The sequence below is a fragment of the Brevibacillus choshinensis genome, from assembly GCF_016811915.1.
Taxonomy (GTDB): domain Bacteria; phylum Bacillota; class Bacilli; order Brevibacillales; family Brevibacillaceae; genus Brevibacillus; species Brevibacillus choshinensis_A.
The window spans coordinates 1247874-1262118 of sequence record NZ_CP069127.1; the positions used below are offsets into that span (position 1 = coordinate 1247874).

Sequence of the window (14245 nt, forward strand, 5' to 3'; positions counted from 1 at the left end):
CTCACGAAAGGTGGGAGCTTTTTCGTTTTTGTCAGGTTTAGGTGCTCCTTATTTTTCCTTGACAAGCTCAATAATCGTATAGGCAAAATATGGAGTGGATCGTCGACAATAAGGGGGAGGAGAATGGCGAATAGAGGGAAACTGCTAACCATCTTCACCCTGTTTTTCCTGTTCATCGGGATTCGTCTGGCTTGGGACCTTTTTTATCAGCCATCGATAATGCCCACAGCCAAGCAAGGAGTCCTGGACGCAAGCGGTTGGGATTTTGCCCGCAATGGCAGCATCAAGCTGAACGGGGAGTGGGAGTTCTATCGCGGAAAGCTGCACACAGGCGACCGGCTGCGGGCAGAGGAAACACCGCTTATGGTCCAGGTGCCCGGCGTGTGGGACAAGTATGTGAGCGATCAAAAAAAGACGTCACTCGGCTCTGGTACCTATCATTTGAAGGTGCTGCTGCCAGATAGTGAGCAGAGGATCTGGGGAATCAGGGTCTCCAACATACGCTCCTCGCATTTGCTGCTCATCAATGGACAAACCGTAGGACAGCAGGGGCAGCCATCGGTTCAATCAGACGATGTCATTGCGCGAAACGTACCGTATTTGTCTTTTGCAAATGTGACGGGCAACGAGGCAGAGATTGTTCTGCAGGTAGCCAATTTCGATTTTGCAGCAGGCGGCGGCGTATTTGGTGCCATCACGTTTGGACCTATTCAGGAAGCATTGGCAAGCAAGCGCAGTTCCGAATATTTTGACGCCACGGCAGGAAGTGTGCTTTTTTTATTCAGCATTTATTTCTTTCTTTTGTATGCGTACAATCGTCGTTTCAAGGAGTTCATTTATTTTTCCCTGTCCAATCTTTTCGCTGCCCTGTACCTGGTGACCAACCGGGAGCGCGTGGCCTTGGACTGGCTTGACTTGTCCTACGATTGGGCGACACGAATCCAGTTTCTTTCCATGCTCGCCCTTGCTTTTACCTACTCGCTGTTCATGAAAAACATCGTGCTCCGAGCATCAAAGGAGACGATCAGCAGAGTGCTGCTGTCGATCATCTTGCTGTGCGCGATATCGGTTTTGCTGCTGGAAGCAAGGCAATTTACCCACCTGCAAGGAGTCTATATTTTCTTCTCGTGGATCACTGTCATGTATCATTTTGTCCGATTGCTTCGCAGGGTGTGGCACAATCCATCCAGTGTGAGATGGGTCGTGATCAGCACGTGCAGCCTTCTCTTCAACGGCGTTTTTGAAAATCTGAGGGCTCTCGGATGGGTTCACGATGATGGGTGGATCCCAGTAGAGATCATTGTGTTTGCGCTGGCACTGGCGATGCTGAGCACGCGTGGATACTTTACGGCCTTGCAAAAAGCGGAGCAATTGACGGAACGGCTGCTGGTGCTGGATAAGACGAAAGACGAGTTTCTTGCCAATACGTCGCATGAGCTGAGAACGCCCCTGCACGCTACGCTAAGCATTGTGCAATCTGTGGTGGATGGAGGGGCTGGCGAGCTGACTGACCGGCAAAAAGCTGAGCTGGAGCTTGTACTTGGGGTTGGGAAGCGACTCACGCATTTACTGGATGATCTCCTGGATATATCGCATCTCCAGGCAGGCATGGAGCTGAAGCTGACCAGCCTGAACGTGCATGACGTGGTGGCAGTTGCTCTCGATGTGATGCGTCACATGACCGATGAGAGTTCCGTACGGCTCGCAAGCAAGGTGCCGAAACAGATGGTGCCCATTGAAGCAGACGAGCAGCGCTTTCTGCAAATTATCTTCAACTTGCTCTACAATGCGATCAAATTTACTCCGGAGGGAACGATTACAGTCGAAGCCGAGCAAAAGGGACGGATGGTGGAGATTCGTGTCGCTGATACAGGAATCGGGATTGCGGAGGAGAGACAGGCAAGAATCTTTGCTATGTTCGAGCAAGGAGATCATAGAAACCGCCAGGAAGGGAAGGGTCTCGGTCTTCATATCTGTCAAAAGCTCGTGGAACGACACGGGGGTCAGATCCAAGTCAGCTCGGCAGTGGGGCAAGGCACGACTTTCTCCTTTACGATGCCAGTATCGGATCATCGGGGGGACACATCCTACAAGGAGAACACGGAGCAGTACGTGATCCGTTCCGTCGAGCGAATGACTGCAGCTGCTTCCGAGACAAGACCGCTGTCATTCGATCCAAAGCCGTTCAGTGAGAAAAAAGAAGCAGCCATCTTGCTGGTAGATGATGAGCCGACGAATCAATATGTGATGATGCGACTGCTCGCGTCAGAGCCGTACCAGATCGTCACCGCATCTGATGGAAGAGAAGCACTGGAGGCTTTGACGAAGCAGCGGAATTGGGATCTCGTGATTCTGGATGTGATGCTGCCTGATCAGTCAGGGTACGACGTTTGCCAAAGGCTGCGGGACATGTACTCATCCTCCGAGCTGCCTGTCCTGATGGTGACAGCTCGCGGTCAAAAGGATGATCTGCTCGCTGGCTTTGCCGCTGGGGCGAACGATTATATCACCAAGCCCGTCGAGGCACTCGAGCTTCGGGCTCGGGTGCGGACACTCTTGCAGATGAAACAGTCAGTCAGCCATCTGATCGAGGCGGAAATGGCGTTTTTACGTTCACAAATCAAGCCGCATTTCCTGTTCAATGCCTTGTCGACCATTTTGGCGGTCAGTCATCAGGATATGGAAACGGCGCAAGAGCTTTTGCTGGATTTTAGCACGTATTTGCGGCATAGCTTTGACTTTGAACAGCAAGAAAACGTGATCCCTCTTCAAAGTGAGCTAGAGCTGGTAGAGGCCTATCTTCACATTGAGCAGATTCGTTTTGGAGAACGGCTGGAAGTGAACTATGAAGTGGAGGAAAACCTCACCGGCTGTATTCCACCGCTGACGATTCAGCCCATCGTGGAAAATGCCATCCGGCATGGAGCGATGTCGAGATTGTCTGAAGGAACGGTAACACTCCTCGTCTATACAGAGAACGATGACACAGTGATCAAAGTGGAAGACAACGGCCGGGGCTTCGCCGCCCGCGAAGTGGCAGAGCAAAAGACTCGCAATGGCGTCGGGTTGCGCAATATTAAGAGGCGGCTTCGTAATTTCGGAGGAAAGCTAGAGATCGTAAGCAAGCCGGACGAGGGCACTCTCGTGACCATTCGCATTCCGCGAAGTCAGCCTGCCAACGATTGAGAGAAAGATAAAGAGCTGCCCAATAACAGGCAGCTCTTCGCTTTACATAAAAGAAGAAAGGATTCTTCTCACCCTATAGCGTCCTTTCACGACAAGACGTTTGTTGATGATCTTGTTTCGCTTCGAACGGAATTTACTCGTGGTATTGCCGGAGTGAATGATATGCACAAAGTTGCGCCTGCGCAATTTATTATGGCGTAGTCGAATGACTGCTGGATGCCCGCCGCGAAGCCTGTACCTTTTGCCTTTGATGTAATCCTTGGCTTTATAGATGAGGGTGTAGAAGGGTGGGGACTTTGCATACATCGGTGCAATCCGGTGGTTTTTCGAGTCATACATGTAGCCATGCTGGTTGATGATTGCTTTGACACCTTTTCCCGGGCGGTGGTTCTTGAGCTGTTGAATGAAGCTTCTGCGGTACAAGTCATCCGAGTCGAGCCGAACCAGGTACAAATACTGATAGCCCTTCAGGCGTTTCCTGATGGACTTCTTATACATGCTTTTCGGGATGAACTTGATATTTTGGGGAAGCTTTTTATATTTGCCGAGCTGCTTCTTGATTTTTTTTCGGGAGCGGTCCGCGTACTCGATGAGGGCTTCAAAGCCTTGATTCGTTTGCTTTGCCAGACTTTTCCGGGTATACCCCATGAAGATCTTCATCCGGTTTTTGATCCAGCGCTTGGAAAATCTCTTCTTGCGGTTGTACTTCAGCTTTTTGGAGTTAAAAGCGATCCCCACAATGATTTTTTTCTTGCGTTTTCCCAATGTGACTCACACCCCTTTACCAAGGTAGAAGCCGTAACGATACATGGTATTGGAGTTTGTCAGAGATTGCTGTAGTCGAATATCGTTGCAGGATGAAAGCACACAGGCTTGTTTCCCGTATGACCGGGGGCTTATCACTGGCCCTCCTTTGCCTCGCAATCTGGGAGTGAAGCTCATCGCTTGTCAGATTGAAATGAACAGAAATCATTGGTACAGCCAGAAATGGTGATTTATACTAGCATAGATACGCCAAACGCCTATTCTTCCTACTGAGAATAGGCTTCTTTTCTAAGAAACAGTGGCTGATTGAAGGACACCAGAGGAGGAGAAGAGCGTGCCTGATGTCATACAGCTCGGCCCTATCCTGATCAAAATGAGCCTGTTGAGCATGGCTATCTCGGTCGTTTTGGCATTCGCAGCTGTTCGTCTTCGTCTACGAGACGAGCAGGTACTGCAAAAAGTGATACTGGAACTGATGAGCAGCAGTCTTCTGTTGGCTTTTTTGGTCTGGAAATTCAGCTACGTGCTGTTCTATCCGGCTAAGGCACTGGCGCAGCCTTCGTCCCTGCTCTATTTCTCGGGAGGGGATCGAGGGCTTTGGCTAGCTTTGATAGCGGGCGTCGTCTTTGTGGTCATAAGGATCCGAAAGCAAGGAATACCCATCCCGAAAGTAGTTGATGCCTACGTGACAGGGGGATTGGTTGCCTGGGGAGTTGGACATGTCCTTTCATGGGGAACGGGGGGAATGGAAGGCTGGTATGATCCCCAGCAGGCATTGATCGCTGCGGGATTTGTTCTCTGGATGATTCGGAAGGTAGATCGCGCGGCGAATGTGGTTCCCTGGCTGCAGCTGCTGATGTGGTTTTCCATCAGTCAGGTGTACGCTGCTTTTTTCTCCCCAGAGCAAAAAGCGCTGTTGGCAGGGTTATCCAAAGAGCAGCAGATTTTCTACTCGATTTCTGTCCTCGCTTTGTTTTTGGCCAATCGCGCTCGTGATACAGGAGGGACGCCCGATGAAGAATAGCAATCTATTTGCGGTAGTCGCACTCTTGGCCTTGCTCGGCTGGGGGTTATTCACGACAGCCGCTCCTTCCACGGAGCCTGCCTCGCAAGCGGTCGGGATCCAGAAGGGGAATATCGCGCCGGATTTTGAATTGCTGACGGTGGAAGGAAAGCCCGTCAAGCTATCTGATCTGCGCGGTCAAAAGGTGATCGTGAATCTGTGGGCGACATGGTGTCCGCCGTGCCGGGCAGAGATACCGGACATGCAAGCGTTTTATGAGGCAAACAAACAAAAGGGAGTCGTCATCCTCGGGGTGAATTTGACTGCCACTGAAAATAGCGTGGATGATGTAGCTGCCTTTATGAAGGCCTATGGCATGACATTCCCTGTGGCAATGGATGTGGACAAGGAGGTAGCGAACCGGTACCAGGCCATATCCATACCGACGAGCTACATGATCGATTCGAAAGGAGTAATCCGGGAGAAGTTCATCGGACCGATGGATCAGGAACAAATGGAAAAATTCGTTTCGGCAATGGAATGAAAAGAGGCATTCGACAGCGCATGATGTGGGCATAATTCGCCTGACCCTCCTGCATACTAAGAGGAAAAGGAGGAGAATGATGGAATTCCACTACACGGTTCAGTCGAACAAAACGATCGAAGCGGTCATCGAATCGCTGGATGCCCAATTGAAAGAAGAACAATTCGGCATCTTGTGGCAGTTGGATTTGACACAAAAGCTGAGGGATAAAGGAATTGAGGACTACACGAGGCCTTTCCATATACTCGAGGTATGCAATCCGCATGAAGCAGCAAAGGTATTGAGTCATAATGAGCTGGTCGGGTACTTTTTGCCCTGTAAAATCGTCGTCTACGCGGACCAGAGCCATGTCCATATCGGTTTGCCGAGGCCCAGTGCTCTCATCGGATTTCTAAACAGCACCCAGCTCACACAGATTGCGGAGGACATCGAGCAAACCTTGATTCGCGTCATCGAGAAGGCCAAGTAGACGGCTTCGAGAGCTCACATAGCCCATCTGTCTGCATCAGATCCATAAGTACGCTTAACCGTTGCAATCGGGAAGAAAAAAGCAGAGGCAGTCTAAGACTTTCTTTCCAGTCCTTAGACCACCTCTGTTTTCTTTTACTGTCAGTTAGTTTATAGGATAGGGTTCGGATGCTGTGTTTTCACTGGCTTGGATTCACGTATTCGGATTGTTTTCTGTTTGCTTGACGGGTGTTTTTTTATCCAGCGGAAGAACTTTGTTGAGCACACCGTAAATTTTCTTGGACTCCTTGGTAAGCAAAGGGCCGAGAATGGCCAGAATGAGCACGTACAGAGCTGCAAACGGCTGGAGGAGTTCCATGAGTGCCCCGGCTTTTCCCAGATTGGCCATGATGATAGAAAATTCACCGCGAGAAACAATCGTAAGTCCGATGTTGGTAGAAGCTTTGGCAGGCAATCCTGCGCTTTTTCCAGCGAGCAGCCCGGCTGCAACGTTCCCGATGATCGTGACGATTACCGCACCGATCGAGAGCCACACAGCGCCTCCCAAGGAAAGCGGATCGATCGTCAGACCAAAGCTGAAGAAGAACATCGCGCCGAAGAAGTCGCGAAATGGCAGAATCATGTGTTCGATTCGCTTCATATGCTGCGTTTCTGCCAGGATGAGCCCTACCAACAAAGCACCGATTGCTTCCGCTACATGGATGGTCTCGGAAAAGCCCGCAATCAGGAACAACGCGGAAAAGATTGTGATCATAAACACTTCATTGGATTTGATATTCAACGCACGGTTGAGGAATGGCACGGCTTTGCGCCCGACGATGATGAGGAGCAGCATGTAGCCGAGTGCGATCAGGGCGGAACTTGCGACACCCATGAGAGAGGTGGCTCCGCTCAGGACCAGGCCGGAAACGATGGAGATATATACGGCCAAAAATATGTCTTCGAACATGATGATTCCGAGAATCATCTCTGTTTCGCGATTTGCGGTACGTTTGAGATCCACCAGGACTTTTGCCACGATGGCGCTGGATGAGATCGTTGTGATTCCAGCGATGATGAGGATTTCTTTCAGTGGGAAGCCTGCAGCCCAGCCAAACAAGAGGCCCAGGGTAAAGTTGATGACGATGTAAATCGTGCCGCCAATGGCGATGGAACGGCCGGCTTTGATCAGACGGCCGACGGAAAACTCGAGTCCCAGGTAAAAAAGCAGGAAGAGAACGCCGACTCGGCCCATGAATTCAATGAGCGGTGCACTCTGAATGAAGCGGAGGTCAAACAAGCCGATGTCAGGTGCATGAGGACCTACGACCATTCCGACCAAGATGTAGAAAGGAACAATGGAGAATTTAAGCTTGATGGAGAGGAAGCCGGCCAGCGCAATCAAGGCGAGGGCGAGACCGACTTCAAAGACGATGTGCTCCAATTCACTCACCCCCTGTGCTAAATTTCGATTTTAGCGCTTTCACCTGCTTCCGTTCGCCAGCGACGACTAGGGTAGACCCAGCTTGGAGAACATAGTCCGGACCTGGATTGATGGTTTGCTTATGGTCCTTTTCAATAATCGCGATGATGGTCGCGCCCGTTTCTTGCCGGATATTCATCTCGCCGATCGTTTTACCCATGCAAGGTGCTCCGGATTCTAGTTTGTACCATTCGATCACGAGCTTATCCAAAGCGACCTCTACGGTTTCTAAAGCAGAAGGTTTGTACGTCAATCCACCTACGATCGCCGAGATTTGCCTCGCTTCATCATCGTCGAGGGTCACCATGGAGATGGTTTCATCGGGATCGTCCTTGTCGAAATGGAAAAGCTCTCTTCGTCCGTCGTCGTGGATGATGACGACGAGCTTATCTCCACCCCTTGTTTCTACTTGATACTTCCTTCCGATCCCAGGCAAATCAGATTCTCTGATCGAAAACATGCGCAACCTCCTTTAGCGGTGTCTGATGTCAATAAGCTATCCAATCCAGTTCTTTTTGAGTAATGTCCCCCCCTTCGTGAGGATTTACTTCACTACATACATATTACAATATAATTATATACTAATGACGACAAAAAAGCTCGAAAACGAAACGATTTTATAAAAAAATGACACATTTATTTTGCGGAAAGGAATTGATACGCTTCCTGTCCAACATAAATGCAAGAAAGGCAAGACTGTGCAAAATCCTTTGCGCAGCCAAGTATTCCAAAGGGTGATCATGAAATGGCCAATAAACAGTATCGATTGACAGAAGCCGAATGGCATTTTATCCAGGAGATGCGAGAAATGGATGTGGAGGGGATTTTGGATATCGTGATTGCACTGCGCAGCGAGGTCAAAGAACTGGAGAAAAAGGCAGAGCTCGTGCGCGAAAAGCAGCGGGAGAATTGGGAGCATGAATATGTACAGGTGCAAAAACGTGCGGACCAGCTGCGCCTGTTTGAACAGGAAATTCGCAATACGTGGCCGCAGGAGTAGCGGAAAGGCAAAAACCGGCTAGCCCGCTGCATGCGGGACGCTTTTCCCAGCAAACAAAAAAGAAGCCGCTCATACCGAGTGGCTTCTCTTTCCGTGTTTCTATGCATTAAGCGGTGGCAGGCTCCGATTCCGCCTTTGCTTTTTCAGGGTGGAACTCGTCTTCCTGCTTGGCGATGACTACAGCAGCGACGCCGTTTCCGATCAGATTGGTGATCGCGCGCGCTTCTGACATGAAGCGGTCTACACCCAGGAGGAGTGCGATACCTTCTACCGGGATCATCGGGAATGCCGCCAGCGTCGCGGCGAGGGTAATGAATCCGGATCCGGTCACACCAGCCGCTCCTTTGGAGGTAATCATCAGGATCCCGAGCAGTGTCAGCTGCTGCCAGATGCTCAGATCGACACCGTAGGCTTGCGCAATGAACATGGCAGCCATGGACAGGTAGATCGACGTTCCATCGAGGTTGAACGAATAGCCGGTAGGTACGACAAGACCCACAACCGATTTGGAGCATCCGTATTTCTCCAGGCGATCCATCATGCGAGGCAGGGCGGACTCAGACGACGAGGTACCCAGCACCAGCAAGATTTCTTCGCGAATGTACTTGATGAAGGAGAAAATGCTGAATTTATAGTAGCGGGCGATGCTTCCGAGAATAAACACGATGAACAAGAACATCGTCAGGTAGACAGCGGTCATCAACAGGCCGAGTCTGGTCAGCGAGCCGATTCCGAATTTGCCGATCGTATAGGACATGGCACCAAAAGCGGCGATTGGCGATACCTTCATAATCATGTTTACGACACCGAAGAAACCGTGAGTCAGCTTGTCAAACAGCTTGATGACAGGCTGGGACGCAGAACCCATCGCTGCGAGGGAGAGACCAAACAGGACGGCGAAGAACAGGATGGGCAGCAGCTCGCCTTTTGCCATTGCTCCGACCACGTTGTCCGGGATGATGGCGACAAAAAAGTCGATGAAGCCGTGGTTGCTTTCGGCAGCAGCTTCCGTGTACTTGGTGACGTCGCCGCTGGTCAAGCCAGTCTTGTCGAAGCCTACCCCTGGCTTGATCACGTTGACTACCAAAAGACCGATCGCCAGGGCAATCGTGGTAACGATTTCAAAATAGATCAGAGCTTTTCCGCCGATCTTTCCTACCTTTTTCATATCACCCATACCGGCAATTCCGTTCACGACGGTAAAGAACACGATAGGGGGGATGACCATTTTGATCAGCTTCACAAATACATCCGCCAACACTTTCAGCTCTGCGCCGAATTTCGGAGCGAAATGACCGACGATGATCCCAAGGATAATGGCAATGACCACTTGTACGGTCAGATTTTTAAAATTAATTCGCATGGATCCTCTTCCTCTCTATTTGGATGAAAGCGCTTCACTGTGTATAGATCGCATTGTATAGAATAGTCTTACGAATGAATAGAATACGGTCATATTGGTTGTTTTGGTCTTTTTGGTCTTGCCAATCCCGCTACGTTGTTCCGGATATTCCCAAATAAAAATGTCCGCATTGACATACTCTCGACATGAATCATAGGTAAAGTATTACTTGTACATAGACGTACGTTAGGTAATACAACCGGGAGAATGGAGGATGTACCATGTTTAAAAAACAGTATCTGGCGGTTGCATCTGCTTTGGTTCTGACAGCGGGACTGTTTCCAGCAAGCTCCGATGCACAAGTAGCAAAGAAGAATCTGGCTGCCACTTACAACAACATTAAGGTCCTGTATAACGGCAACCAAGTTTCTACAACGATCGAACCTTTTATTGTAAACGGTACGACGTATATTCCTCTGCGCATGATGGCCGGCGTATTCAACAAGGACATCACGTGGGATGGCACAAACTATACGATCAACGTAAAAGACCAGGCGGATCCAGGCTATGAATCTCAATTGGCGCAAAAGGATGCTGAAATTTCCAGATTGAAAGCCCAAATCGATGATCTGAATGATGAAATCGATGGACTGGAAGACGATCTGGCTGATTATGAAGACGATGATAACAGCGATGATATCGACGACGTCATCGATGACCTGGAAGATCAGCTGAATGATGACTACGGTGATTTCGAAGATTTGGAATGGGACATTTCTCTCAGTGGCGATGAAGACGACATCGAAGTGGAAATTTCCATCGACCTGTCGGAATACCAAGATGACTTCGATGACCTGAGCAACAGTAAATTGGAAAAGCTCGTGGAAGACATCGTGAACGATATCTGGGATGAATCCGACCTGGAAGATGCGGACATCGAAGGGGTCATCATCGACAGCGATTCCGATGACGAACAATACGACTTCGAAGGCGACGCAAGCGATGGATCCATCTATTTCGATGGCGATGAAATCTAATGACTAACAAAAAAAGCCTTGCTCTCTCACATGAGACAGCAAGGCTTTTTTCCTATTTCCAAAAAGAGCAAATCCACATATAAAAAATAAGAGGTAAACTGATAGTATAGAAAGAGAGAAGAGCGGCCTCATAAAAGGTGACCGCGAATGGGGAATGATGATATGTCTATCAATCAGGATCGACTTCCATGAAAAACATACTATTAGTAGAGGATGAACTGGTAATCTCGCGGGTGCTCAAGGCCTACCTACAAAAAGCGGGCTATCAGGTATGGCAGGCCGTCGATGGGCTCGAGGCGCTTTCGCTATTCGATGAAAAAAAGCCGGATCTGGTGCTGCTGGATGTCATGCTGCCGGAGCGCAACGGTTGGGAAATTTTGCAGTACATACGGGAAAAAAGCGCCTGTCCGGTGATCATGATCACTGCCTTGGGGCAAACCGATCAAAAGCTGATGGGGCTGAACGAAGGAGCGGATGACTACATCACCAAGCCTTTCGTGGCAGAAGAGGTCGTCGCTCGGGTGAATGCGGTGCTGAGAAGATCCGCTATTTTGATCAAAGACCAGGAGACCCGAATCTTCGGAAGCCTGAAAATCAATTTCCAGTCCCACAACGTCACACTGCATGGACTCGAAGTCTTGTTCCATCCGCGGGATCTGTCCCTGCTTCTGTTTCTGGCGCAAAATCCAAATCAAACCTTTACCCGTGACCAGCTGATCGACCAGGTGTGGGGAATGGACTACGGCGGCAGCGATCGGGCAGTGGACCTGGCGATCAAGCGCATTCGCAAGACATTGGAAAACTGGCCTCCGTCCGAAGGCGAGATCAAAACGCTGCGAGGGGTGGGGTATCAGTTCTGTGTTTACAAAAAACAATAAGCCCGTTTCTTTGCTTCGCTACTGGACGGTACGTTATTTGATCACACTTTGCTGTGGACTGGTCATCATCGGGATTGTGTCGTCCTATTGGATCAAGTACGCGGCAACGGAAAAGCAGCTGGAGGTCACGCGGCTATTTGCGGAAGAAGTGGCGGACCGGGTCGTGGATGACGCAGGAAATTTGCTCGTAGGCAATACGCTGCATCAGGTCCTGGACAATCGGCGAAAGTTCATGGGCGTCGATCGCAATTTGCTGCTGTTCATCAAAAATGATAAGGGCGAGCTGATCTACAGCCGGCCAGGACAGCTGCCGCCGCCGCTGCAAAACGATCTGGAACGACTCCTGACCGAAGCGGAACGCTCCGATAAAGTAAAGCAGCCGAATGGAGACACGCAATACGTCGTCAAGAAGGATTTGGAATATAACGACAAAAATATCGGGAGGGTCATCCTTCTCTTTCCGGAAACCGATATCAAGGTGGGAAGGGAGCAGCTGCAGTACCTGGTGATTATGCTCGGAAGTCTGGGAGTGCTGGGCTGGGCCGTCATTTATTTCCACTCGCGGCGCTTGTCTGAGCCGATTCAGAACGTGGTGGTGGCCGCCAGACAGATCGTAGAGGGAAACTATGATGTTCCGCTTCATCAACCGATCAAAGAGAAGGAAATCCATGAGCTGGTCTACACGTTCAAGGAAATGGCGGATAGGCTGCGCCAGCTCGAAAGCATGCGCACGGAGCTGCTGGCTGGCGTCACCCATGAATTGAAAACGCCGGTGACATCCATCAGCGGACTCGTGCAGGCCATCAACGACGAGGTCGTATCGGGTGAGGAAGAAAAGGAATTTTTGGAGATTTGCCTGAAGGAGACGAAAAGGCTGCAAAGCATGGTCGAGGATTTGCTGGATTTCAACTCGTTTGCAGTCGGAGCTATTGCCGTTGCGCAGGAAGAGCAGAACCTGAACAAACTCGTCCGGGAGATTGCATCGCAGTGGAAAATCGTGAATGATCCGGATCCGATATCGCTGTACACGAACATTCCGGAAAAACAGTCGATAGTGCTAGTAGATCCAGGGCGTGTCCAGCAGATCCTGATCAACTTGCTGAACAATGCGAAACAGGCGATCGGTGCCGGGGGAAAAATCGAGCTGGAGCTGTATGAAACGCCGGCTGACATGCGGATCGATGTAAAGGATAACGGACAAGGTATACCGCAAGAGGAACAGTCCTTGATCTTCGAGCGTTTTTTCCGGGGAAGCAACAAGAAGGACAAGGTGCGCGGCTTGGGCCTTGGCCTGTCCTTTTCCCGCATGATCGCAAAGGCATTGGGCGGCGAGCTCGTGCTCAAGGAAAGTTCGGAGCAAGGCTCAACATTCACGTTGATTTTGCCGAAATTGTTCCAGGAAAAGAAGGCCAGCTCCTGACAGCTTTGCTGCTGGGAAGCAGGCCTTTTTGCAGCTAGTGATCCGCGGCTACTTTTCAAATAGACGGAGCTTCACCTCTCTTGGTGAAGCTCTTTGATTTTATCCATGAGTGGTTTCCCGATGCTGGGGGCGAACTTGGTGTAAACCGATTGCATCGCCTGACGCCAGACCTGCTGTTCCCGAGGGGTCAGCTCATGGATTTCCATGCTGGACTCTTCCTTCATTTGCTGCAATTGCTGTTGATTCATCGTAACGGCCAACTCGTTGATATAGGAGGTGGATTCACGCATTGCTTCCTCGATGTCCGTCTGGATGTCAGGGGGGAGCTTTTCCCAAAAAGAGCGGTTCATGATCACAGCATAACCAAGATACCCGTGATTGCTGATGGTCATGTATTTTTGCACCTGATAGAGCCGCTTGGTGTAGATATTGGAGATCGTGTTTTCCTGTCCATCGACGGCACCGTCAGCCAATTTACGGTATACATCGGTGAAAGGCGCGTCTTCCGTTGTTGCACCGATGGTTTGGAACTGGGCTTGCAGAACTTTGCTCGGCATGATTCGGAAGCGCTGGCCCCGCAAATCCTCGGGCATGCGGATGGGCTGGTTGCTGGTGAATTGTTTAAAGCCGTTGCTCCAAAACGCCATTCCCTTGATGTTGAATGGCTCCAAGGTCTGAAACAGCAGATGGCCGATCTCGCCGTTCACCGCCTGCTGGACCTGCGCCTCGTCGCGAAAAGCGTAGGGAAGATCCATGGCGAGCCATGCGGGAATCTGATTGGACAATTTGGAATAGGCTGGTGCAATCATCTGCACGTCGCCGTTCATCAGGGCCTCCAGCTCCGTGTTGTCCGAGTAAAGTATGCCGTTCGCAAATACCTGCACTTCCACACGTCCATTCGTTTTTTCCTTGACCAATTGGGAAAATCGGTCCACGGCGAGACCCTTTGGCGTGTTTTCCGCAACCACATGGCTGAATTTGATGATAATCCTCTCCGATAGTCCTTCCTGCTCCTCGTCGTAGCTCCAATTTGCGAGAGGAAGATCACCGCCAAAGCCGATTGCGATGGCGCTTGCGAGTCCAAGCAAGACGAACAAGGCGATGCTTGCAACAGATCTCATGGAGAACACCTGCTTACAA

General features: G+C 50.3%; 13 protein-coding genes. 8 read left to right on the forward strand and 5 right to left on the reverse strand.

Features of this window, described 5'->3' with window-relative positions; genetic code table 11:
• Positions 1-123 precede the first annotated feature (123 nt).
• The gene (locus tag JNE38_RS06680; RefSeq protein WP_203355826.1) at positions 124-3186 is read left to right on the forward strand and encodes an ATP-binding protein; all 3063 of its coding nucleotides are present in this window, start codon (positions 124-126) and stop codon (positions 3184-3186) included.
• A gap of 42 nt (positions 3187-3228) precedes the next feature.
• On the opposite strand, the gene JNE38_RS06685 is transcribed toward JNE38_RS06680, so the two are convergent.
• Positions 3229-3951 carry a glycosyltransferase gene (locus JNE38_RS06685; RefSeq protein WP_203355827.1) on the reverse strand — a complete coding sequence of 241 codons (723 nt, stop codon included), beginning with the start codon at positions 3949-3951 and terminating at the stop codon, positions 3229-3231.
• 334 nt (positions 3952-4285) lie between these two features.
• Here JNE38_RS06685 and JNE38_RS06690 point away from each other — a divergent pair, with 334 nt between their 5' ends.
• From JNE38_RS06690 to JNE38_RS06700, 3 genes are all read left to right on the forward strand, one after another.
• Positions 4286-4975, forward strand: a complete 690-nt coding sequence (locus JNE38_RS06690) for a hypothetical protein (RefSeq protein ID WP_203355828.1) — start codon at positions 4286-4288, stop codon at positions 4973-4975.
• Entirely contained in the window at positions 4965-5498 is a 534-nt protein-coding gene (locus tag JNE38_RS06695) for a peroxiredoxin family protein (protein ID WP_203355829.1), read from the forward strand. The genes JNE38_RS06690 and JNE38_RS06695 overlap by 11 nt, the downstream gene beginning before the upstream one ends.
• Before the next feature lie 79 nt (positions 5499-5577).
• The gene (locus tag JNE38_RS06700; RefSeq protein WP_203357439.1) at positions 5578-5967 is read left to right on the forward strand and encodes a DUF302 domain-containing protein; all 390 of its coding nucleotides are present in this window, start codon (positions 5578-5580) and stop codon (positions 5965-5967) included.
• A gap of 192 nt (positions 5968-6159) precedes the next feature.
• On the opposite strand, the gene JNE38_RS06705 is transcribed toward JNE38_RS06700, so the two are convergent.
• Positions 6160-7389, reverse strand: a complete 1230-nt coding sequence (locus tag JNE38_RS06705; protein ID WP_203355830.1) for a cation:proton antiporter — start codon at positions 7387-7389, stop codon at positions 6160-6162.
• Position 7390: 1 nt separating this feature from the next.
• Positions 7391-7888, reverse strand: coding sequence for a cation:proton antiporter regulatory subunit (locus JNE38_RS06710; protein WP_203355831.1), 498 nt, complete (start codon positions 7886-7888; stop codon positions 7391-7393).
• A 285-nt stretch (positions 7889-8173) separates the two neighbouring features.
• Between JNE38_RS06710 and JNE38_RS06715 the strand changes: the two genes are divergently transcribed.
• Positions 8174-8428, forward strand: a complete 255-nt coding sequence (locus tag JNE38_RS06715; protein ID WP_203355832.1) for a hypothetical protein — start codon at positions 8174-8176, stop codon at positions 8426-8428.
• A 106-nt stretch (positions 8429-8534) separates the two neighbouring features.
• Here the strand turns inward: JNE38_RS06715 and JNE38_RS06720 are convergent, their stop codons facing one another.
• On the reverse strand, positions 8535-9791 hold the full coding sequence (locus tag JNE38_RS06720) for a dicarboxylate/amino acid:cation symporter (RefSeq protein ID WP_203355833.1): 1257 nt from the start codon (positions 9789-9791) through the stop codon (positions 8535-8537).
• A gap of 260 nt (positions 9792-10051) precedes the next feature.
• Between JNE38_RS06720 and JNE38_RS06725 the strand changes: the two genes are divergently transcribed.
• The 3 genes from JNE38_RS06725 (at position 10052) to JNE38_RS06735 (ending at position 13105) form a co-directional block, all read left to right on the forward strand.
• Positions 10052-10807: a stalk domain-containing protein gene (locus tag JNE38_RS06725; protein WP_203355834.1), complete on the forward strand. Its 756-nt coding sequence runs from the start codon at positions 10052-10054 to the stop codon at positions 10805-10807.
• 188 nt (positions 10808-10995) lie between these two features.
• Positions 10996-11685 (forward strand): response regulator transcription factor, encoded by a 690-nt coding sequence (locus tag JNE38_RS06730; RefSeq protein ID WP_203355835.1) that lies wholly within the window; start codon positions 10996-10998, stop codon positions 11683-11685.
• The gene (locus JNE38_RS06735) at positions 11666-13105 is read left to right on the forward strand and encodes a HAMP domain-containing sensor histidine kinase (protein WP_203355836.1); all 1440 of its coding nucleotides are present in this window, start codon (positions 11666-11668) and stop codon (positions 13103-13105) included. The genes JNE38_RS06730 and JNE38_RS06735 overlap by 20 nt, the downstream gene beginning before the upstream one ends.
• A 71-nt stretch (positions 13106-13176) precedes the next feature.
• Here the strand turns inward: JNE38_RS06735 and JNE38_RS06740 are convergent, their stop codons facing one another.
• Positions 13177-14226: a TRAP transporter substrate-binding protein gene (locus tag JNE38_RS06740; RefSeq protein WP_203355837.1), complete on the reverse strand. Its 1050-nt coding sequence runs from the start codon at positions 14224-14226 to the stop codon at positions 13177-13179.
• Between the last annotated feature and the right edge of the window lie 19 nt (positions 14227-14245).